Raw genomic sequence first — 18,817 nt, 5'->3', positions numbered from 1 at the left:
TTCGTCCAGAAAACCACTTGACCTCCAGCGCACAAACTACAGAGTTGAGCTGTGTTCAGGAGAGTGGATTTCCAACAACCGACGGTCTTTGGTAGTTCAAGCTTACGGGACGCGCCGCCCCTCCACCAAATCGGGCACGATCGGCGTTCAGCTCTTGCTGGCGCCCAGGTGCGGTAGTTCCTTTTGCCAGATGCCCGTCACGCCCGCGGTGGTGAACCCCAGCTGCTTGTTGACAGTCAGGAGGTACCTGTTCTCCGGCGCGTTCCAGGTATAGATGACCCTGGCGTCGGGGAACTGTTCGGTCAGCCGTTCCATGTTGGCCACCTTGATCAGCAGCCCCAGTTTGTTTCCCCGGTGTTCCTGGAGCACCAGGGTGTCGTCCTGGAACACAACGTCGGCGCGGTGGGCCAGGACGGTGATGGTGGTCAGGCCCACCAGCGCTCCTGTGGCGAGGTGTTCGACGGCGGTAACCACTGTCTGCCGGCCCTGCGCAATGGTGGCCTCTTCGGCCTCGCGGAGGATGCCGCCGTCGAACACCATGTCCTGCTCAACGGGAGTCTCCAGCGAGGGGTCGACGTCGGCGCCCGCTTGGTTTTCCAGCACCGCCACCGCTTCCAGCCACTGGTCCGGGCAACGGTCGGTCCAGTGATGCAGGCGGTACCGCCCGTTGTTGGCTTCGTCGGCTTCCGCCTGCAGGTCCGCAACAAGCTTGGTGTCCAGAGGCAGGGCGCAGGAACTGAACTGCTCAATGTGCTGCAGCGTGTACCCGGTCTTCCGGGCGAACTCGACCTCACGGCTCTCCAGCGGCACAAAGCCCTGCCCCGAGCCGGGCACCAGCTGGGCTTTCTCGAACTCATGCAGCGACGCGCCGGGGTGGTTGGTGTCCACCAGGATCATGGTCCGGCCCTCGGCCCGCGCCAGGTGTTCGGCGGCGAGCAGCAGTTTCCGGCCTACGCCCTGCCGCTGGAATTCGGGGAGGATATCCAGCGTGAATTCGGCGAGGTCCAGGTTGTCAGTCAGCGGGAGGGCGATGTCCACCGTACCCACGATCTCGCCGTCGACCTTGGCCACCAGGATGATCTGGCGTTCGTAGGGATCCTCGAGCTCCAGCAGTTTCTCCAGCGGCGCGTAGGCCAGGTCGTCGCTCCCCCAGGTCTGCATCCGGACCTTGCGTCCCACCTCGACGGCGGCAAGGAAGTCCGCTGCGTCCGGCGAGTCCAGCGAACCCGGGATAAAAAGCTGCTCGATCTTCACGTCGTTTGCCATAAGGGGCATCATCCCAGCCGTTTCTGCCACTCACCTTCATAGCCAGCAGGCTTGAATCCAAGCGAAATATTAATCGCCAGCATATGCTGGTTTTCGCTGGCATTCCACGTAAGGACCGACCGCGCGGCGGGCCACCGCTGCTGCGCAAGGCGCAGGTTCCCGAGCTTGACCAGCATTCCCAGACGGTGTCCCCGGTGCTCCGCGGACACCAACGTGTCCTGCTGGATCACGGTTGCCGGCACGTCCGAGCGCCAATTCAGGACCGTGTACGCCGCAAGTGCGCCGGACGCAGTGTGCACAGCGGCGGTTACCTGGACCTGGACGCCGCTGCGGGCAAGCGTCCGCTCCTCATCCCGGACACGCGCGACGTCCCAATCCTCGGCGCCCCAGTCGAATCCCGCGGTGGGCACGTCCGTGCTCATCCGGGCCTTCAGGCCGGCATACTCAGCAACGAACCCATCAGGGCAGGACCCGGCCCAGGCAACCATCGCGTAGTCCCGCGCAAAGGCGGACGCCCCTGCCTCAAGCATCTCCAGACGCTCCGGCGGCACAGGCAGCGCGAGGCGGCTGGACCTCTCCACCTGCTCCAGCTCATACCCGGCCCCGGACGCGAAGGCGGTTGAGGCCTCGTCCCGCGGGAGTCCGCCGGCACCTGATTTGGCCGGAAGCAACCCGGCCGAACGATCCACCAGCTCCAGCGGGAGCTCGCAGTACGCGTCAAGGGACGTCCTGCCCCGCCCTGCCGCGACTGACTCTGCGTACTCCAGCAGCTGGCGACCCCACCCGCACCGCCGGTGCGCAGGGGCCACCAGGACGTCGATCCCGGCGGTGTTGGTGTTCTCACGCAGCGGCAGGGTGACTGAACACAGGCCCACCAGCTCCGTGCCCAGCCTCGCGATGTAGAGGTGCCGCTCCTCATACTCATTGCCCCGCCAGAATTCCATGGCCTCGGACGCGGTGGCGCAACGGTCCAGGTTGCCCCACTTCTGAAGCTCGTGGGCTTCGCGGAGGGCCTGGCAGGCACGGAAGTCCGCCGCACTGTCCGGGCGTTCCCCGCCGCCGGAACTGCCGCCGTCGGGCGTTTCCGGGATTTGAACGGCGGTGATGGCCAGGTCGGTCATGCCCCCAGCCTAGCCATCGGGGCGATTTAGTCGAGGAAGGGTTAAGCAAAGGGACCGCCCGGCGCGATGCCGGACGGTCCCTATGTAGATGCCGGACGAGCCGGCAGGAGCTGCTGAGGATTAGACCTCGGTCAGTACCTTGGTGACGTTGGGGTCAACGGAGATGCCCGGACCGAACGTGGTGGCAACGGTGGCCTTCTGGATGTAGCGGCCCTTGGAAGCGGACGGCTTCAGGCGAAGGACCTCTTCCAGTGCTGCTGCGTAGTTCTCGGCCAGCTTGATGGCGTCGAAGGAAACCTTGCCGATGATGAAGTGCAGGTTCGAGTGCTTGTCGACGCGGAAGTCGATCTTGCCGCCCTTGATGTCGTTAACAGCCTTGGCGACATCCGGGGTAACCGTGCCGGTCTTCGGGTTCGGCATCAGGTTACGGGGACCCAGCACCTTACCAAGACGGCCAACCTTGCCCATGAGGTCAGGGGTGGCTACGGCTGCGTCGAAGTCGGTCCAGCCGCCGGCGATCTTTTCGATCAGGTCATCGGAACCAACGAAGTCGGCGCCGGCAGCGATTGCTGCCTCTGCCTTGTCGCCCGTTGCGAAAACGAGGACGCGGGAGACCTTGCCGGTGCCGTGGGGCAGGTTGACCGTGCCGCGGACCATCTGGTCAGCCTTACGGGGGTCAACGCCCAGGCGGAAGGCAACCTCAACGGTGGCGTCGAACTTGGACGGGTTGGTGTCCTTGGCGAGCGTCACTGCCTCGAACGGCGCGTAGAACTTCTCCGCGTCGATCTTGGCGGCTGCTGCCTCATATGCTTTGCTGCGCTTTGCCATGCTGCTTACTTCTCCTTGTGCAGTTGTGGTCTGCGGACCGCGCTGGGCCCTGCCACAGTCGGTGGTCAGGCTGGTAGGCCCGGATTCCGACATTTCAATATTTCAGTGGTACCGGTTGCCCGGCGGGTGAAGGCGCTTAGCCTTCGACGGTGATACCCATGGAGCGGGCGGTGCCGGCGATGATCTTCGCTGCGCCTTCGAGGCTCGTGGCGTTGAGGTCTTCCATCTTGGTGGTGGCGATCTCGTTGACCTGGGCCTGCGTCAGCTTGGCAACCTTGACGGTGTGCGGCGTGGGTGAACCCTTGGCAACGCCTGCAGCCTTCTTGATGAGCTCTGCAGCCGGCGGGGTCTTGGTGATGAACGTGAATGAACGGTCCTCGTAAACCGTGATTTCCACGGGAATGACGTTTCCGCGCTGGGCTTCTGTGGCAGCGTTATACGCCTTGCAGAATTCCATGATGTTGACACCGTGCTGGCCAAGCGCAGGACCGATCGGCGGAGCCGGGTTAGCGGCACCTGCCTGGATCTGCAGCTTGATGAGGCCGGTGACCTTCTTCTTGGGAGCCAATGTAGGGTCCTTCTCTCAATAACGTCCTGGGACACAGGAGCGTGCCTCAGGTTTTTGGCCGCCATGGCGAGGCGGCCGGCCGTTCCGGAACTGCTAAGCGGGCAGCGCCGGAGCGAATTCTGTGCGTGGTGCTAGATCTTGGTGACCTGGTTGAACGCCAGGGTGACCGGGGTTTCGCGCTCGAAGATGGAGACCAGCACCACGAGGGTCTGGGATTCCACCTTGATTTCGGAAATCGTGGCCGGAAGGGTCTCGAACGGACCTTCCTTGACGATGACGGACTCGCCAACCTCGAAGTCGACGTCAACCGGGGTGGCGGCGTGCTTGACCGGCTTGCCCTTTTCGGCCTGCTCTTCTTCGAAGACCGGGGCGAGCATGGAGAAGACCTCATCGAGGCGCAGCGGCACGGGGTTGTGGGCGTTGCCCACGAAGCCGGTGACGCCCGGGGTGTGGCGGACGGCGCCCCAGGAGGCGTCTGTCAGGTCCATGCGGACCAGGACGTAGCCGGGGATGCGGACGCGGTTGATGACCTTGCGCTGGGCGTTCTTGATCTCAACGACTTCTTCCATCGGCACCTGGATTTCGAAGATGTACTCTTCCATGTCCAGGGTCTGGATGCGGGTCTCAAGGTTGGCCTTCACGCGGTTTTCGTAACCGGCGTAGGAGTGGATGACGTACCAGTCACCCTCCTGGCGGCGCAGCTTGGCCTTGAATTCCTCGGCGGGATCAACCTCTGCCTTGGCGGCCGCAGCGGCGAGGGCGTCGGCCTCTTCCGAATCTTCGTCGGAGTCGTCGCCGTCAACGTCTGCCTCTGAAGCGTCAGAGTCGTCGTCGGAATCATCAGCGTCGTCAGAGTCGTCGTCGGAATCATCAGCGTCGTCAGAATCGGCGAAGTCGGATTCGGACGCAGCGGACTCAACCTCAGACTCTTCACCGGCTTCTGCCGTGACGTCCGTGGACTCTTCCAGCTCAGTCTCGGTTACCTCGAGCTCCTGCTCAGACACTTGGTCTCCTGCTTCCTCATTGCCTAACATGCCTATTTAAATGGCTCAATTCCGCACACTGACGTGGCTTCCTCCGGTTTACCCGGACCAGACCACGCAGCCTGCGGACGATTCGCCTTAGCGGTCCCCGGGAGCGATCCCGCCGAAGACCCAGCTGACAGCGGTTCCAAAACCGATGTCCAGCAGGCTGACGATGACCATCATGATGGCCACGAACACCAGCACCACCAGTGTGTAATTGATCAGTTCCTTGCGGGTTGGTGCAACAACCTTCTTCAGTTCGCCGATGATCTGGCGGACGAAAAGTGCAATGCGAGCGAAGAAGTTTGCCTTGGCGGCCTTCTTAGCTGGGCGGCCCTTGGAGCTGCTGGCAGCTGTTTCGGTCACCTGGTCCTCACTCATCTTTGCAATGTTGGATTACCCGGTCCTGATCAGACCATGGTTGCTGCGCTTGCTCCGGCATTCCGCCGGAACAGCTTGCGCAGGGCAGACAGGACTCGAACCTGCAACCTGCGGTTTTGGAGACCGCTGCGCTACCAATTGCGCCACTACCCTATGGATCAAAAAACCGCACCTGACGAAACTTCCGCAGTTTGCACTGGGGCGCACGTCATCATCCGTGTTTTCAACACCGGAGAACCAGTCTACGCAACAACTTCGTGTTCGTCGAACCAGCCTCATTCCGGGCCCTTCGCGCCGCTGGAATTGGTGACCTGACCTGCAGTCATAAATCCAATCCGGCAACCCGAACGATCCGGTGAACAGCATAGAGTAGATCACGTCGAATTCCACCATTCAGCCATCGAGCTGCAAGCGAAGAACGGACCCTGCCATGTCTGCCGCCCGCGTTTCCCAGCGCATATCCGCCATTGCCGAATCCGCAACCCTGGCCGTTGACGCCAAGGCCAAGGCGCTGAAGGCAGCCGGCCGGCCGGTCATTGGCTTCGGCGCAGGCGAACCGGACTTCCCCACCCCGGACTACATCGTCCAGGCATCGATTGAGGCCGCCAGCCAGCCCAAATATCACCGCTACTCCCCCGCCGGCGGCCTGCCGGAGCTGAAAAAGGCCATTGCCGAGAAAACCCTCCGGGATTCCGGCTATGCCGTGGACGCGTCCCAGGTGCTGGTGACCAACGGCGGCAAGCAGGCCGTGTACAACACCTTCGCCACCCTGGTGGATCCGGGCGACGAAGTGATTGTTCCCACACCGTTCTGGACCACCTACCCGGAGGCCATCCGGCTCGCCGGCGGTGTCCCGGTTGAGGTCTTCGCCGGTCCGGAACAGGATTACCTCGTCACCGTCGACCAGCTTGAAGCGGCGGTCACGGACCGGACCAAGATCCTGCTGTTCGTCTCGCCGTCCAACCCCACGGGTTCGGTCTACTCCCCCGAGCAGGTCGCCGAGATCGGCAAATGGGCCGCAGCCAAGGGCCTCTGGGTGGTCACCGACGAAATCTACGAGCACCTGACCTACGACGGCGTCCCCTTCACCTCCATCGCCACCGCCGCCCCTGAACTGGGCGACAAAGTGGTGATCCTCAACGGCGTGGCCAAGACCTACGCCATGACCGGCTGGCGCGTGGGCTGGATGATCGGCCCTGCCGACGTCATCAAGGCCGCCACGAACCTGCAGTCCCACGCCACCTCCAACGTCTCCAACATCATGCAGATCGCCGCCCTCGCAGCGGTCTCCGGCCCGCTTACCGCCGTCGACGACATGAAGGTTGCCTTTGACCGCCGCCGCAAGGCGATCGTCGCCGGGCTGAACGCCATCGACGGTGTGGAATGCCCGACGCCGAAGGGTGCCTTCTACGTCTACGCGGACGTCCGCGGGCTGCTGGGGAAGGAATTCCCGACGGCGGCGGGCAGCGCAACGCCGTCGACCTCCGCTGAGCTGGCCGCCCTGATCCTGGACGAGGTGGAGGTGGCTGTGGTGCCTGGCGAGGCCTTCGGCCCCTCCGGCTACCTGCGCCTCTCCTACGCCCTGGGCGACGACGACCTGGCCACCGGCGTGGCCCGGCTCCAAGACTTCCTGGGCAAGGCCAAGTAGGACGCTCTCTCACTTAACGCAGGAAACCCGGAACGCTCAATCACTTTCTTCAGGAGAGTGATTGAGCGTTCCGGTTTAAGCCGCATCAAGTGAGAGAGCGTCCGGGGAAAACCCGCATCAAGTGAGAGAGCGTCCGGGGCGGGCTTAGAGGAGGCGGCGTTCGGCGGCCCACTTGGTGAGCTCGTGCCGGCTGGAGAGCTGGAGTTTGCGCAGCACCGCCGACACATGCGTCTCCACAGTCTTGATGCTGATGAACAGTTCCTTGGCCACTTCCTTGTAGCTGTAGCCGCGGGCGATGAGGCGCATGACTTCCAGCTCGCGGGCGGACAGCCGGTCCAGCTCGTCGTCGGCAATGTCTGCCGGGGCGGTGCCGAAGGCGTCCAGCACGAAGCCTGCCAGCCGGGGCGAAAACACGGCGTCCCCGCCCGCCACCCGGAAGACGGCGTCAGTAATTTCGGCACCGGAGATGGTCTTGGTGACATACCCCCGGGCCCCCGCCCGGATAACCGCCACAACGTCCTCGGCGGCGTCCGAGACACTGAGTGCCAGAAACTTGGTGGTCCCCAGGAGTCCGGCGGAACCGGCGATGACTTCGCGCCCGCCGCCGCCCAGGCCGCCGGGCAGGTGAACATCCAGCAGCACCACCTCCGGGCGCTCCCGGGCAATCACGGCAATGGCCTGCTCCACCGTGGCAGCCTCGCCCACCACCTGGATGCTCACGTCAAGGTCTGCCTTGAGGCCGGAACGGAAGATTGCGTGGTCGTCCACGATCACCACCCGGACAGGCTGTGGGGGGCGGATGGGTCCGGTCCCCTGTACGTTGTTCATGATTTCCCTTCCGCGTTATCCGTTTGAAGCGCCGGCAGGCCCAGCCGCACCTCAGTGCCGTCAGGGGTGCTGGTGATGGAGGCTGTGCCGCCGTGGCGCTTCATGCGTCCGATGATCGATTCCCGGACCCCCAGCCTGTCCTCCGGCACGTCACTGAGTTCGAAGCCAGGTCCGCGGTCCTTGACGAAGACCTCGGCGCGGCCGTCCGAGACCTCGAGGTAGACCGAGACGGATCCGCCGCCGTGCCTGGAGGCGTTCAGCATTGCCTCGCGGCTGGCCTGGACCAGGGCTTCGTGGGCTTCGGTCATGGCCGTGTCCCCCACGCTCACCACCTCCACGGCGTTGCCCAGGAAGTCCTCCACTTCGGCCGCGGTTGCCTTGATCCGTTCCGAGAGCTGGCCTGCGTCGCGGCCCGGGTCCTGGAAAAGCCAGCCCCGGAGCTCACGCTCCTGGGCCCGGGCGAGGCGGACCACGTCGTGTTCATTCCCGGCCCGCCGCTGGATCAGGGCAAGGGTCTGCAGGACGGAGTCGTGCAGGTGGGCTGCGATCTCGGCGCGTTCCGTTTCGCGGACACGGCCGGCACGTTCCGTTTCCAGGTCGCGCCAGAATTTGAGTGCCCACGGCAGGAGCACCAGCACGACGCCGCCCAGCACCGCCACCGACGCAAGCAGCGCCAGCCAAGTCTGTTCCCAGGAACCGGAGCCGGAAACCATCACCAGCACGCCGGCGACCACCAGGGCGAGTCCCGCGGCGAGGCGGGCCCAGCCGCCGGCCTGGTCGGCCTTGGTTTTGTCCACCAGCCCGGCACGGCGCGTCTCGTCCAGCTGCATCCAGGCGATGGCTGCGCCGCCGAGCACGGCCGCGGCCGGAATGAGGGTCCCCAGGGGCACATCCACGCCCAGGAGCTGCGCAATCAGGATCCCCGCCACCAGGAGGAGCCCGGCCCCCAGCAGGATCTCCTTGCCGTAACGCATGCTGCGGAACCGGAACCACGGCGGCCTGCTGGCCTGGCCCGCGAGGGGCGGACCGTAACCACCCGCAGAGGGACCAGCCGGCACCGCCGCGGTGCCGTACCTAGGAGCTGGCACCGCCCCGGGAGCGTACGCAGCGGCGGGGGCGGCAGCACCGGCGTCGGACATTCCCCAGGGTGGCGCGCCCGCGGCCTGGCCCACGGGCGGCGCAGCACTGAAGGCCGGGTCAATCCGTACGGGAGGCGCGAGGCTGACGGCGGGGGCAATGGGCGACGCCGGCCGCCTGGCGTTGCGCCGGGCGCTTTCGTCAGCAGTGGGCACCATGATCCACAGCCACGCATAGAAGGCCAGCCCGGCACCGCCGGCCAGGGTTGCGAGCGCCATGCCGATCCTGACGTTCTTCACCGGCCAGCCCAGATGCGCCGCGAGGCCGGAGCACACGCCCGCGATGATCCGGTCGCTGCTGCGGACCAGCGGTGGGCGGGTAAGGGCTGTGCTCATGTGTCAATCCAAGCACGGATCAGGGTTCCCCGGACCGGAATCGGGCCTGAACCGGGGGTAACTCAGGGACGGTTCAGGGTGTTCCCCAGTAGAGCGGGACAGTCCGGGACGGCAGGATCGAAGTATGAACTCGCAGACCCCCACCCCCGATGACGGACAACCCACGGAACCTCTCCCTCCCAGCGGAAGCGACCAGCCCACCGAGCCCCTCCCTCCCCGCGGAGCCGAAGATCCCGCCAAACCCCTGACGCCTGGTCCGGACGCTTCACAGGACGCGCCCCAGGCCCCGCCGCAGGACGCACCGCATGATGCGCCACACCAGCCGCCCTACGGCCAGCAGCCGGGCCCCTACGCAGGCCCGTATACCGGCGCCAAAGTACCAGGCCAGTCCAGTGACTTCTTCCCCTGGATCCGGAGCCACGGCATCCAACGCGGACGTGAGCGCTGGATCGGCGGTGTCTCCAGCGGCATCGCACACCGGATGGGCATCGACCCGCTGATTGTCCGCGGCATCTTCATCGTCCTCACCCTCTTCGCCGGCATTGGCGTGCTGCTCTACGGCCTCGCCTGGGCGTTCCTCCCCGAGCCCGACGGCCGCATCCACGTCCAGGAGGCCGGCGCCGGCCGGTGGTCCACGGGCATGACCGGTGCGCTGATCACCACCGTGGTGGGCCTTACCGGTCTCGGCGGCGGCTTCTGGGGCTGGAGCCGCAACGGCTTCGGCGGATTCATCTGGACCGTCTTCTGGGTGGGCGGCGCCATCTACCTCATCTACTACCTGACCCAGCGGAACAAGGCCCGGAATGGAGCACCCATGAACACCACCCCGCAGCCGGCGGGATCCGGCGGAAACGCCGCCTTCGCGGCCGCCTACCCCACCACCCCCTACACCTCGACCTACTCTGCTACCGACACCGGCTCCGCGGGAACCCCTCCCTACACGCCGGCACCGCCTTCCGGCCCCACACCGCCCTACGGCAGCGGCGGCTTCCCGGGTGGAGGCAACTATGGCGGCGGTTACCAGCAGCCGCAGGGCCCGGCGCGCCCGAACAAGGTCCGCCCGGCCGGCCCCGGAGCACCTGCAGTGGCAATCACCGCCGGCACGGCCCTCCTGGTGGGCGGCGGGCTCAAAGCCCTCGACGCCGGCAACGTGATCAACCTCGGCGACGCCGCCAACGCCATCGTCTGGGCCAGCGCCGCGGCGGTCCTGGGCCTCGGCATCCTCATCGCCGGCCTGCGCGGCAGGACCTCAGGGATCCTCGGGTTCTTCGCCGTCGTGTCACTGATCATCGGTGGCATCTTCAACGTCGTGGGCAACGGCGACAGGGTCCGCTTCACCCAGGTGGACTGGGCGCCCGCCAGCATTGAGCAGGCCAGGGACGGCTTCGACGTCACTGCCGGCCGCGGGACCGTAGACCTCACGAACCTCAATGTGGCCGCCCCGCTGCCATCCGACGTCGTTGTTCCCTTGAAAATCACGGCCAGCAACGTCACGGTGGCCATCCCGAATAACGTCCCCGTGGACATCAAAGCCGACATGACAATGGGCAACATCCACGAAGGCGCCAACAACCGCGGCGGCATCTCCACCAGGGAGAGCAGCTACAACACCGACCTGCCGGGCGCCCGCCTGGTGGTCGAGATCGACGGCACCTTCAGCAACGTCACCATCCAGGAAGGGAACTGACATGAGCAACGTTGATCCGGCACCGGATTCATACACCAAGGAAACGCCGACGGCGGAGTCCGCCGGGCCTGCGGGCCCCGCACCTACCAGGGTGGGAACCGTGGTCTGGGGCCTGGTGGTCCTGGCCCTCGCCGTCCTGATCATCATCGCCCAGCTGGGCGTCGTGACCCTGAACGGCACCTATGTGCTGATCGGCCTCATGATCGGGGCCGGGGCGGCGCTGGTGGTTGGCGGGCTGCTCTCGGCACGGAAACGTGACAACGAACCCACAACAGGGAAGTCTTGAGCCATGGACAAGTTTTTCAGCATCGTCAGGGGCTTCGGCCTGAAACGCGGTCCCGAGCGCTGGCTGGGCGGTGTCTGCGGAGGAATAGCGGCCAAGCTCAACGTGGACGTGGCCTTCGTGCGGATCGCGTTCCTGGTCTTCTGCCTCCTCCCCGGACCCGCAGTGGTCTTCTATGTGGCCGCCTGGCTGATCCTGCCGGACCAGCAGAACTCAATCCCGCTGCAGAACTTCCTGGACCGACGGTCCATCAGCTGACCTCATGCAGGAACCGCAAGGCCCCCGCTTCTTCGGAGAATCCTTCCCGGAGCGGGGGCCTTTCTGCTGTCCGTGTCCACCGGCCGGTGGACAGCAGGTTCAACCGCCCGGGCCTGTTGGCCGGTGCCCGGTGGCTGCCACGCTGGAAGCATGAACTCTTCGACCATCCCCGGGCCGCGGCCGGCCTCTGAAGCCATCACCGTCCGAGGCCTCAACAAAACCTACCGGCTGCCCAAAGGCGGCACCCTCACCGCCGTGGACCACCTGGACCTCACCATCCGTGCCGGCGAAACCTACGCCCTCCTGGGCCCCAACGGGGCCGGGAAGTCAACCACCATCGAGATGCTCGAAGGGCACCGTAAACCGGACAGCGGCGAGGTGAGGGTCCTGGAAACCCGTCCTTGGAAAGCTCCACCGTCCTTCCGCGCCCGTATCGGCATTGTGCTGCAGGAGGCCACCGACTCGGGGGAACTCCGGGTTGCGGAGGCGCTGCGGTCACTGGCCTCCTGCTTTCCTGCCCCGCGGCAGGTGGACGAGGTCATCGAAGCCGTCGGCCTCGACGGCAAGGGCGGCGTCCGCATCTCCACGCTGTCGGGCGGCCAGCGGCGCCGGCTGGACGTAGCACTGGGGATCATCGGCAACCCGGAAGTCCTGTTCCTGGACGAACCCACCACCGGATTCGATCCCGAAGCCCGGCGGCAGTTCTGGGACCTCATCCGCCAGCTGAGCAGCGGCGGAACCACCATTGTGCTGACCACGCACTACCTCGACGAGGCCGAACAGCTGGCGGACCGGATCGGCGTGATCAACCACGGCCGGCTGATCGCCGAGGGCAGCCCACAGGACATCGGCGGCCCTGGCCTCCGCGTGCCGCGCGTCCGGTGGCGGGATGCATCCGGCCTCCGCGAGGTGGTGACGGAGCAGCCGGCGGCACTGGTCAATTCGCTGTCCGACGGCGGCGCAACCGAGCCGGAGGAGCTCGCCGTCGTCCGTCCAAGCCTGGAAGACATCTACCTGCAGCTGATCGGGGCGGCCGATGGGGCCGATCGTCCGGACAGTACCGAAACAGCGGCTGACCCGGCGACGCCGCCGGACTCCTTGCCGGACACGGCAGCACCCTCCACGTCAGGAGCCCTCCGATGAGCACAACATTCCCCCCATCCGCAGCCCACGAAGCCGTCCGCCCGGCCTGGCGACCGTCACTAGTGCGCCTGGGGCTTGGCCGGATCATGCTGGAGATCAAACTATTTAACCGGGATGTGCTTTCACTGGTCCTGGTGCTGTTTTTCCCGATCCTGATGATGTCCCTCTTTGGCACCGTTTTCGGTGACGAGCCGGCCTTCGGGGCGGATCCGAACGGACAGGGCGGCATCACCCCGGCGCACTACTATTTGCCCGGCATGCTCGCACTGAGCACCATCCTCAGCGGCTTCCAGAACCTCAGCAGCTATGTGGCCACCGAGCGTTTCAACGGCACGGTGAAACGGCTGGCCGGTACACCTTTGCCCGCCGCGTCGTACTTCATCGGAAAAACGGGGCAGACCCTCTACCTGATCGTGGCCCAGACCGCCCTCCTGCTGCTGGCGGCCACCGTCCTCTTTGACGTGCCACTCCCCCGCGAAGCCGGCCAGTGGGGCCTGATGGCATTGCTCATGGTTCTGGCCACTGCCGCGTGGGCCACGGTGGCGATCGCCTTCACGGCGCTGCCCAAGTCTGCGCAGAGTGCCTCGACGCTCGCGGTCCTGCCCGTGCTGCTGCTGTCCTTCACCTCAGGGGTGTACTTCCCGTTTTCCCAGCTTCCGGACTGGCTGCAGTCCATCAGCAATTTCTTCCCGCTGCGCTGGACGGCGAGCGCCTTCCGGTCAGTTTTCCTCCCGGCCGGCTTTGAGTCCGTGGAGCCGGGCGGAGCGTACAACCTGCCCCTCACGTTCCTCGTGCTGGGCCTGTGGGTGGCCGCGGGTGCCGTCCTGGCCCGGCTGGCGTTCAAGTGGCCGCCGCAGAAGTAGTGGGCTCCGTGGCGCACCAACCGTTGGTCTTGGTGGCCTGGCGGCCCACCGATAGGGTGCACCCATGAGCTATATCAGCGGACGGACCGAGCGGCTGCTGCCTGCCCGCTCGGTGTGGACCACCTCCATGGTGTGGTGGCATGCGGGTTTCTACGCTGCCCTGGCCAGCGTGTCCTACCTCGCCCTTTTCGGCAGTGACCGGGAGCCCGGGACGCCGCTGGTGATCGGGTCGCTGCTGCTGCTGGGGATTGCCTACCCGTTCCTCACCCGCACCAAGGACCTGCGAACGTCACGGCCCACCGTCTACGTGGCACTGCTGGTGGTTGTGGTGGTGTTCCTGTCGTTTGTCTACGACGGCGCCGGCGTCCTGCTGTTTGTGGCCTTCCCGCAGGTCTGGATGTTTACCGCCTCGCAGCGCCAAGGCGTGGCCGCCACCGCGATCCTCTGCGCGGGCGTGGCCGTTGGTCAGGTCAGCCGCTGGGGACTGAGCGGCACCGAGGTTTACGGCATCACCGCCCAGCTGGTGACGTCATTCGTAGCCAGCTGCATGATCGGCCTCTGGATCTCGAAAGTCATCCAGCAAAGCGAACAGCGGGCCGAGCTGCTGGCCGAGCTCGAAGCCACCCGCCATGAGCTCAACGTCGCGGAGCAGGCCCGCGGCGCCCTCGCCGAACGCGAACGGATGGCCCGCGAAATCCACGACACCCTGGCCCAGGGATTCACGTCCATCGCCATGCTGTCCGAGGCGGCGCAGGCACAGCTCCGGGTCCAACCACAGGATCCTGCGGGGCTGCTGCGGAGCCTCGCGGCCATCTCGGGCACCGCCCGGGAGAATTTGACCCAGGCCCGTGCCCTGGTGGCTTCAGGCGTCCCGTCAGACGTCCAGGGCGGAGACCTGCTGGCCGCATTGGAACGGCTCCCGAACTCGCTGCACCTGGACGGCATCCGGCTGACCACGGCATTGCCGGACCGCCTGCCGCCGCTCCCGTCCACACAGCAGGTGGCCCTGCTCCGGACGGCACAGGAAGCCCTCAACAACGTCCGGAGGCACTCGGGGGCCACCGCCGCGGAACTGCTGGTGGAGACCCCGGCAGGCGACCCGCCGCTGCTCCGGCTCGCCGTGACGGACAATGGCCACGGATTCGATACCGCGGCCGACCACCCGGGGTTTGGCCTGAAGTCGATGGCTGCCCGGCTGGACGAAATAGGCGGCCGGCTCCAGGTCACGTCATCACCCGCCGGCACGCGCCTGGTGGCTGTCGTCCCGACGGCGGCACCAGGGCTTCGCGACGCGGACGCCCCGCAGGGGACGCACGCACCGGGAGCCGGGGCATGAGCGCCCCAGGAACTGTCACGGTGGTCCTTGCCGACGACCACCCCGTGGTCCGGAGCGGCCTTGCAGCGCTGCTGGACACTGCAGACGGCATCGACGTGGTGGCAGCCGCGGCCAACGGCCAGGAGGCCGTGGACGCCGTCAGCCGGCTGCGCCCCGCCGTCGTACTGATGGACCTGCGGATGCCTGTCCTTGACGGCGCCGGCGCCACCGCGCAAATCCGGGACCGGTTTCCGGACACCAAGGTGCTGGTGCTGACCACCTACGACGACGACTCCGACATCATGCGCGCGGTGGAGTCCGGCGCGGTGGGCTACCTCCTCAAGGACACGCCCGGAGACCGGATCATCGAGGCCGTGCGCGCGGCGGCGCGCGGTGAAACGGTCCTGGCGCCGCCGGTTGCGGCCCGCCTTGTCTCGCGCATGCGGTCGCCGGAGCTGCCGCGGCTCACGGCCAGGGAGGTGGAGGTCCTCCGCTGTGTCGCCCAGGGACTGAGTAATCCCGAGGTGGCCGGGCGGCTGCACATCGCCGAAGCGACGGTCAAAACACACCTCCTGAGGATCTTCAACAAGCTGGATGTGGACGACAGGACCCGGGCCGTGGTCCTCGCCATGGAACGGGGCCTTTTGTAACCGGTTTGTGTCGTACCCCACACCGACCACTAGAATCTAGGGTGAGCTCAGCGTGGCGCTCTGCCTGTAAACCTTCACACCAGGATTTGAGCCGAGACATGAAAATTGGAATTCTTACCAGCGGTGGCGACTGCCCCGGACTGAACGCCGTCATCCGCGGAGCCGTCCTCAAAGGCATCGCCATCCACGGCCACGAATTTGTGGGGTTCCTGGACGGCTGGCGCGGCGTCGTTGAAGGCGACATCATCGACATCCCCCGCACCATGGTCCGCGGCATCGCCAAGCAGGGCGGCACCATCCTGGGAACGTCCCGCACCAACCCGTTCGAGAACGGCGGCGGCCCGGACGTCATCAAGGCCCACATGGAACGCCTGGGCATCGACGCGATCATCGCCATCGGCGGTGAAGGAACCCTCGCCGCGGCCAAGCGCCTGACCGACGCCGGGCTGAAGATCGTCGGTGTCCCCAAGACCGTGGACAACGACCTCGACGCCACGGACTACACCTTCGGCTTTGATACCGCCGTCCAGATCGCCACCGAAGCCATCGACCGGCTGCGCACCACCGGTGAATCGCACCACCGCTGCATGATCGCCGAAGTCATGGGCCGCCACGTGGGGTGGATCGCCCTGCACGCCGGCATGGCCGCCGGCGCGCACGCCATCCTGATCCCGGAGCAGAAGGTCAGCATCGAACAGATCACCGAGTGGGTGCAGGAAGCCCACGACCGTGGCCGCGCACCCCTGGTGGTCGTGGCAGAAGGCTTCGTGCCGGACCACATGGAAACACCCCACTCCGAACGCGGCCTGGACACCTTCGGCCGTCCCCGCCTGGGAGGCATTGCGGACCAGCTGGCCCCCGAGCTGGAGGCACGCACCGGCATCGAGACCCGGGCCACCATCCTTGGCCACATCCAGCGCGGCGGTGTCCCGTCCGCCTTCGACCGCGTGCTGGCAACCCGGCTGGGCATGGCCGCCATCGACTCCGTCGTGGAGGGCTACTGGGGCACCATGGTGGCGCTCAAGGGCACAGACATCGAGCACGTGGGCTTCGCCGAAGCCTTGGGCCAGCTGAAAACCGTTCCGCAGAACCGCTACGACGAAGCCGCGGTCCTGTTCGGCTAGGCAAATTCGGCGCGAACGTACAGTTGAGGCCCCCTTTTGGACGCGGGGCCTCAAGTGTACGTTCGCGCTTCCCTGTGCTGGGTAGGCTGGGGATATGACTCTTGACCCCGGTTCGGCCGCCATCATCCAGCTCGCGTGGGCCCGGCGGCTGGGGCTCGACGACGATGCTTTCGCTGCGGCACTGGCCTCCGGCGAGCGGATCGTCAGGGCGGACGACTCGGCGAAGACTGTTGAATTTGTCCGGCTCTTCGGCAGTTCGGCCCTGGTGGGCCCGCAATGGGTAATTGATGCAGCCGCCGCAATCCCGGATGAAGAGATGGCCCAGCACGTCACCCTGCTGACGCTGACCCGGGCCCATGGCGGCCACGGCCTGGGCGCGGCGGCGCTGTTCTTCGCCGACGACCTGCCCCTGAAGCAGCCCTCCGACGACCTGACCGTGTCCCACGGCAACCCGGAAGCGATCGAACTGGAAGGGTTATGCCCGCCGGACGATGTGAACGAAGTGGGGCTCTCGGACCTCGAAAACCGGTACACGATCGTCCATGAGGTGGACGGCCGGCGGGTCCCGGTAGCCTGCGGAGCCTATTCGGAGTGGGAGGGCCTGCTGGGACACCTCGGGGTGCTGGTGGATCCGGATTGGCGGCGTCGCGGGCTTGGCTCGTTGGCGGCATCCATCGCTGCCCACGAAGCGCTCGCGGCCGGACTCACCGTTCAGTGGCGTGCCGAGGTCAGCAACACCGGATCGGTGGCCCTGGCCCGGAAGCTTGGGCTGTCCACCGGCGGGATCCAGACCAGCGTGCACCTGGGCTGACCCCGGGCCGCGCTCCGCAAGGAGACTCCGGCTACCTCGCCCGGGGCGCGCCTTCGGCGGCCGCATCCGCGGCAGGGGCAGGCTGCGCGCCCCAGCCGTTCACCGCCTTGGGCTTGGCGAAGAACAGGGCCACGGCTGCCCCCGCCAGGATCACGGCCGCCGGCAGCAGGATGGACTGGCCCATCGCCGTCGAAAATCCCTCATGGAGGGCTTCCGGAAGCCGACCGGAGAATTCCATGCTTTCGCCGCCGGGTCCGCCGGCGGGAAGTTCGGCAGCCAGCCGGGCCTGGATCAGCACTGCGATGGCCGCGCTGCCCAGCACGGCGCCGATCTGGCGGGTGGTGTTGTAAACGCCTGACCCCGCCCCGGCCTGCCGCGGCGGAAGGTTCCGCGTCGCCGTCGAACTCAACGGGGCCCAGATGCCGGCGTTCGCGAAGCCCAGCACGGCGCTGGGCAGCAGGAACAGCAGGATGGGCGTGTCCGGGTGCATCAGGACCGAGTTCCACACCAGCGCCACGGCCATCAGCACCAGACCGCCGGAGGTGATGTATTTGGGGTTGACGCGGTCAATGATCTTCCCGACCACGGGGGCGAGTCCGCCGGAGATGAGCGCCATGGGCACCATCATCAGGGCCGATTGCGTCGGGGTCATGCCCCGGACCATCTGGTAGTAGAAGATCAGCGGCAGCCCGAAGGCGGTGACGGTGAACCCGACGGTGGTGATGCCGATGTTTGCCAGCGAAAAATTACGGTCGCGGAAGAGATCCAGCGGCAGCAGAGGCTCACCGCGGTTGAACCGCTGCCAGGCGATGAAGCCGGCCAGCACCACAATGCCGGCGATGATGAGGCTCCAGACGCTGAGCGGCCCGGCGATGGTGCCCCAGTTGTAGGTCTCGCCCTCCTGGATGCCGAACACCAGCAGGAAGAGTCCGACGGCGCTGAGCAGCACGCCGGGGATGTCGAACCGGTGCGGGTGGGTGCTGAGTGACGGGACAAAGCGCCAGGCGAGGACAAAGCCCACGATCCCGACAGGGATGTTGATGAAGAAAATCCATTCCCAGCCAAGGCTGTCCACCAGGACGCCGCCGAGGATGGGGCCCACGAGGGTGGCCATGCCGGCGGTGGCTCCCCAGAGCCCCATGGCGGCACCGCGCCGGTCCGGCGGGAAGATCCTGGTGATGACGGCCATGGTCTGCGGCGTCATGATGGCAGCACCGAGGCCCTGGAGAACCCGCGCGGTGATCAGGGACCGGATATCGCCCGACAGTCCGCACCACAGCGACGCGAGGGTGAAAACCACCAGGCCCAGGAGGTACAGCTTCTTGGGACCGAAGCGGTCACCCAGCCGGCCCGTGATCAGCAGCGGCACGGCGTACGCGAGGAGGTAGGCGCTGGTCACCCAGATGACGGCGTTGATGTCCGTTCCCAGCCCCTCCATGATGCTGGGGTTGGCCACCGAGACGATGGTGGTGTCGATCAGGATCATGAAGAATCCGATCACCAGCGACCAGAGGGCAGGCCAGGGCCGGGCCACGTTTTCCACGGG

At 66.3% G+C, this 18,817-nt stretch carries 19 protein-coding genes and 1 tRNA gene; 10 read left to right on the top strand and 10 right to left on the bottom strand.

What is annotated here, in order from left to right:
• Nucleotides 1-147 precede the first annotated feature (147 nt).
• The 7 genes from J2X42_RS00755 to J2X42_RS00725 form a co-directional block, all read right to left on the bottom strand.
• Complete coding sequence (locus J2X42_RS00755) at nt 148-1,266, bottom strand: GNAT family N-acetyltransferase (RefSeq protein ID WP_310161210.1); 1,119 nt, start codon at nt 1,264-1,266, stop codon at nt 148-150.
• A gap of 8 nt (nt 1,267-1,274) precedes the next feature.
• The gene (locus J2X42_RS00750; protein WP_310161209.1) at nt 1,275-2,387 is read right to left on the bottom strand and encodes a GNAT family N-acetyltransferase; all 1,113 of its coding nucleotides are present in this window, start codon (nt 2,385-2,387) and stop codon (nt 1,275-1,277) included.
• Between the two features lie 120 nt (nt 2,388-2,507).
• On the bottom strand, nt 2,508-3,215 hold the full coding sequence (gene rplA, locus J2X42_RS00745) for a 50S ribosomal protein L1 (RefSeq protein ID WP_310161206.1): 708 nt from the start codon (nt 3,213-3,215) through the stop codon (nt 2,508-2,510).
• Nucleotides 3,216-3,351: 136 nt separating this feature from the next.
• Nucleotides 3,352-3,783, bottom strand: a complete 432-nt coding sequence (gene rplK / locus J2X42_RS00740; RefSeq protein WP_024365990.1) for a 50S ribosomal protein L11 — start codon at nt 3,781-3,783, stop codon at nt 3,352-3,354.
• Between the two features lie 131 nt (nt 3,784-3,914).
• Entirely contained in the window at nt 3,915-4,787 is an 873-nt protein-coding gene (gene nusG / locus J2X42_RS00735) for a transcription termination/antitermination protein NusG (protein ID WP_310161203.1), read from the bottom strand.
• 117 nt (nt 4,788-4,904) lie between these two features.
• Complete coding sequence (gene secE / locus J2X42_RS00730; RefSeq protein ID WP_310161201.1) at nt 4,905-5,189, bottom strand: preprotein translocase subunit SecE; 285 nt, start codon at nt 5,187-5,189, stop codon at nt 4,905-4,907.
• Nucleotides 5,190-5,269: 80 nt separating this feature from the next.
• Nucleotides 5,270-5,342, bottom strand: a tRNA-Trp gene (locus J2X42_RS00725).
• Between the two features lie 277 nt (nt 5,343-5,619).
• Here J2X42_RS00725 and J2X42_RS00720 point away from each other — a divergent pair.
• Nucleotides 5,620-6,837, top strand: coding sequence for a pyridoxal phosphate-dependent aminotransferase (locus J2X42_RS00720; protein WP_310161198.1), 1,218 nt, complete (start codon nt 5,620-5,622; stop codon nt 6,835-6,837).
• A 144-nt stretch (nt 6,838-6,981) separates the two neighbouring features.
• Here J2X42_RS00720 and J2X42_RS00715 read toward each other — a convergent pair whose 3' ends face one another.
• Nucleotides 6,982-7,665, bottom strand: a complete 684-nt coding sequence (locus J2X42_RS00715) for a response regulator transcription factor (RefSeq protein WP_310161195.1) — start codon at nt 7,663-7,665, stop codon at nt 6,982-6,984.
• On the bottom strand, nt 7,662-9,137 hold the full coding sequence (locus tag J2X42_RS00710; RefSeq protein ID WP_310161192.1) for a PspC domain-containing protein: 1,476 nt from the start codon (nt 9,135-9,137) through the stop codon (nt 7,662-7,664). The genes J2X42_RS00715 and J2X42_RS00710 overlap by 4 nt, the downstream gene beginning before the upstream one ends.
• Before the next feature lie 124 nt (nt 9,138-9,261).
• Here J2X42_RS00710 and J2X42_RS00705 point away from each other — a divergent pair, with 124 nt between their 5' ends.
• From J2X42_RS00705 to J2X42_RS00665, 9 genes are all read left to right on the top strand, one after another.
• Entirely contained in the window at nt 9,262-10,824 is a 1,563-nt protein-coding gene (locus tag J2X42_RS00705; protein WP_310161190.1) for a PspC domain-containing protein, read from the top strand.
• 1 nt (nt 10,825) lies between these two features.
• Nucleotides 10,826-11,110, top strand: a complete 285-nt coding sequence (locus J2X42_RS00700; protein ID WP_310161187.1) for a hypothetical protein — start codon at nt 10,826-10,828, stop codon at nt 11,108-11,110.
• A gap of 3 nt (nt 11,111-11,113) precedes the next feature.
• Nucleotides 11,114-11,365: a PspC domain-containing protein gene (locus J2X42_RS00695; protein ID WP_310161185.1), complete on the top strand. Its 252-nt coding sequence runs from the start codon at nt 11,114-11,116 to the stop codon at nt 11,363-11,365.
• Nucleotides 11,366-11,515: 150 nt separating this feature from the next.
• Entirely contained in the window at nt 11,516-12,508 is a 993-nt protein-coding gene (locus J2X42_RS00690) for an ABC transporter ATP-binding protein (RefSeq protein WP_310161183.1), read from the top strand.
• Nucleotides 12,505-13,371 carry an ABC transporter permease gene (locus tag J2X42_RS00685; protein WP_310161180.1) on the top strand — a complete coding sequence of 289 codons (867 nt, stop codon included), beginning with the start codon at nt 12,505-12,507 and terminating at the stop codon, nt 13,369-13,371. The genes J2X42_RS00690 and J2X42_RS00685 overlap by 4 nt, the downstream gene beginning before the upstream one ends.
• A 64-nt stretch (nt 13,372-13,435) precedes the next feature.
• Nucleotides 13,436-14,707, top strand: coding sequence for a sensor histidine kinase (locus tag J2X42_RS00680; RefSeq protein ID WP_310161178.1), 1,272 nt, complete (start codon nt 13,436-13,438; stop codon nt 14,705-14,707).
• A complete protein-coding gene (locus tag J2X42_RS00675) occupies nt 14,704-15,336 on the top strand; it encodes a response regulator transcription factor (protein WP_310161176.1) in 633 nt (210 codons plus the stop codon). Before J2X42_RS00680 ends, J2X42_RS00675 begins: the two co-directional genes overlap by 4 nt.
• 98 nt (nt 15,337-15,434) lie before the next feature.
• Nucleotides 15,435-16,460 (top strand): ATP-dependent 6-phosphofructokinase, encoded by a 1,026-nt coding sequence (locus J2X42_RS00670; RefSeq protein ID WP_310161175.1) that lies wholly within the window; start codon nt 15,435-15,437, stop codon nt 16,458-16,460.
• 94 nt (nt 16,461-16,554) lie between these two features.
• Nucleotides 16,555-17,271 carry a GNAT family N-acetyltransferase gene (locus tag J2X42_RS00665; RefSeq protein ID WP_310161173.1) on the top strand — a complete coding sequence of 239 codons (717 nt, stop codon included), beginning with the start codon at nt 16,555-16,557 and terminating at the stop codon, nt 17,269-17,271.
• A gap of 31 nt (nt 17,272-17,302) precedes the next feature.
• Here the strand turns inward: J2X42_RS00665 and J2X42_RS00660 are convergent, their stop codons facing one another.
• Nucleotides 17,303-18,814 carry a DHA2 family efflux MFS transporter permease subunit gene (locus tag J2X42_RS00660; protein ID WP_310161171.1) on the bottom strand — a complete coding sequence of 504 codons (1,512 nt, stop codon included), beginning with the start codon at nt 18,812-18,814 and terminating at the stop codon, nt 17,303-17,305.
• Between the last annotated feature and the right edge of the window lie 3 nt (nt 18,815-18,817).

Origin of the sequence: Arthrobacter sp. BE255, assembly GCF_031457335.1 — a bacterium.
Lineage (GTDB): Bacteria > Actinomycetota > Actinomycetes > Actinomycetales > Micrococcaceae > Arthrobacter.
Note: the sequence above shows the minus strand (reverse complement) of the source record. Positions and strands in the feature narration are given on the sequence as shown.

Coding starts and splice junctions, on each gene's coding strand:
- rplA (WP_310161206.1), bottom strand. CDS start 3,215: ATGGCAAAGCGCAGCAAAGCATATGAGGCAGCAGCCGCCAAGATCGAC.
- J2X42_RS00755 (WP_310161210.1), bottom strand. CDS start 1,266: ATGGCAAACGACGTGAAGATCGAGCAGCTTTTTATCCCGGGTTCGCTG.
- J2X42_RS00685 (WP_310161180.1), top strand. CDS start 12,505: ATGAGCACAACATTCCCCCCATCCGCAGCCCACGAAGCCGTCCGCCCG.
- J2X42_RS00680 (WP_310161178.1), top strand. CDS start 13,436: ATGAGCTATATCAGCGGACGGACCGAGCGGCTGCTGCCTGCCCGCTCG.
- J2X42_RS00700 (WP_310161187.1), top strand. CDS start 10,826: ATGAGCAACGTTGATCCGGCACCGGATTCATACACCAAGGAAACGCCG.
- J2X42_RS00750 (WP_310161209.1), bottom strand. CDS start 2,387: ATGACCGACCTGGCCATCACCGCCGTTCAAATCCCGGAAACGCCCGAC.
- J2X42_RS00690 (WP_310161183.1), top strand. CDS start 11,516: ATGAACTCTTCGACCATCCCCGGGCCGCGGCCGGCCTCTGAAGCCATC.
- J2X42_RS00720 (WP_310161198.1), top strand. CDS start 5,620: ATGTCTGCCGCCCGCGTTTCCCAGCGCATATCCGCCATTGCCGAATCC.
- J2X42_RS00670 (WP_310161175.1), top strand. CDS start 15,435: ATGAAAATTGGAATTCTTACCAGCGGTGGCGACTGCCCCGGACTGAAC.
- J2X42_RS00710 (WP_310161192.1), bottom strand. CDS start 9,137: ATGAGCACAGCCCTTACCCGCCCACCGCTGGTCCGCAGCAGCGACCGG.
- J2X42_RS00665 (WP_310161173.1), top strand. CDS start 16,555: ATGACTCTTGACCCCGGTTCGGCCGCCATCATCCAGCTCGCGTGGGCC.
- J2X42_RS00695 (WP_310161185.1), top strand. CDS start 11,114: ATGGACAAGTTTTTCAGCATCGTCAGGGGCTTCGGCCTGAAACGCGGT.
- J2X42_RS00675 (WP_310161176.1), top strand. CDS start 14,704: ATGAGCGCCCCAGGAACTGTCACGGTGGTCCTTGCCGACGACCACCCC.
- J2X42_RS00715 (WP_310161195.1), bottom strand. CDS start 7,665: ATGAACAACGTACAGGGGACCGGACCCATCCGCCCCCCACAGCCTGTC.
- J2X42_RS00705 (WP_310161190.1), top strand. CDS start 9,262: ATGAACTCGCAGACCCCCACCCCCGATGACGGACAACCCACGGAACCT.
- secE (WP_310161201.1), bottom strand. CDS start 5,189: ATGAGTGAGGACCAGGTGACCGAAACAGCTGCCAGCAGCTCCAAGGGC.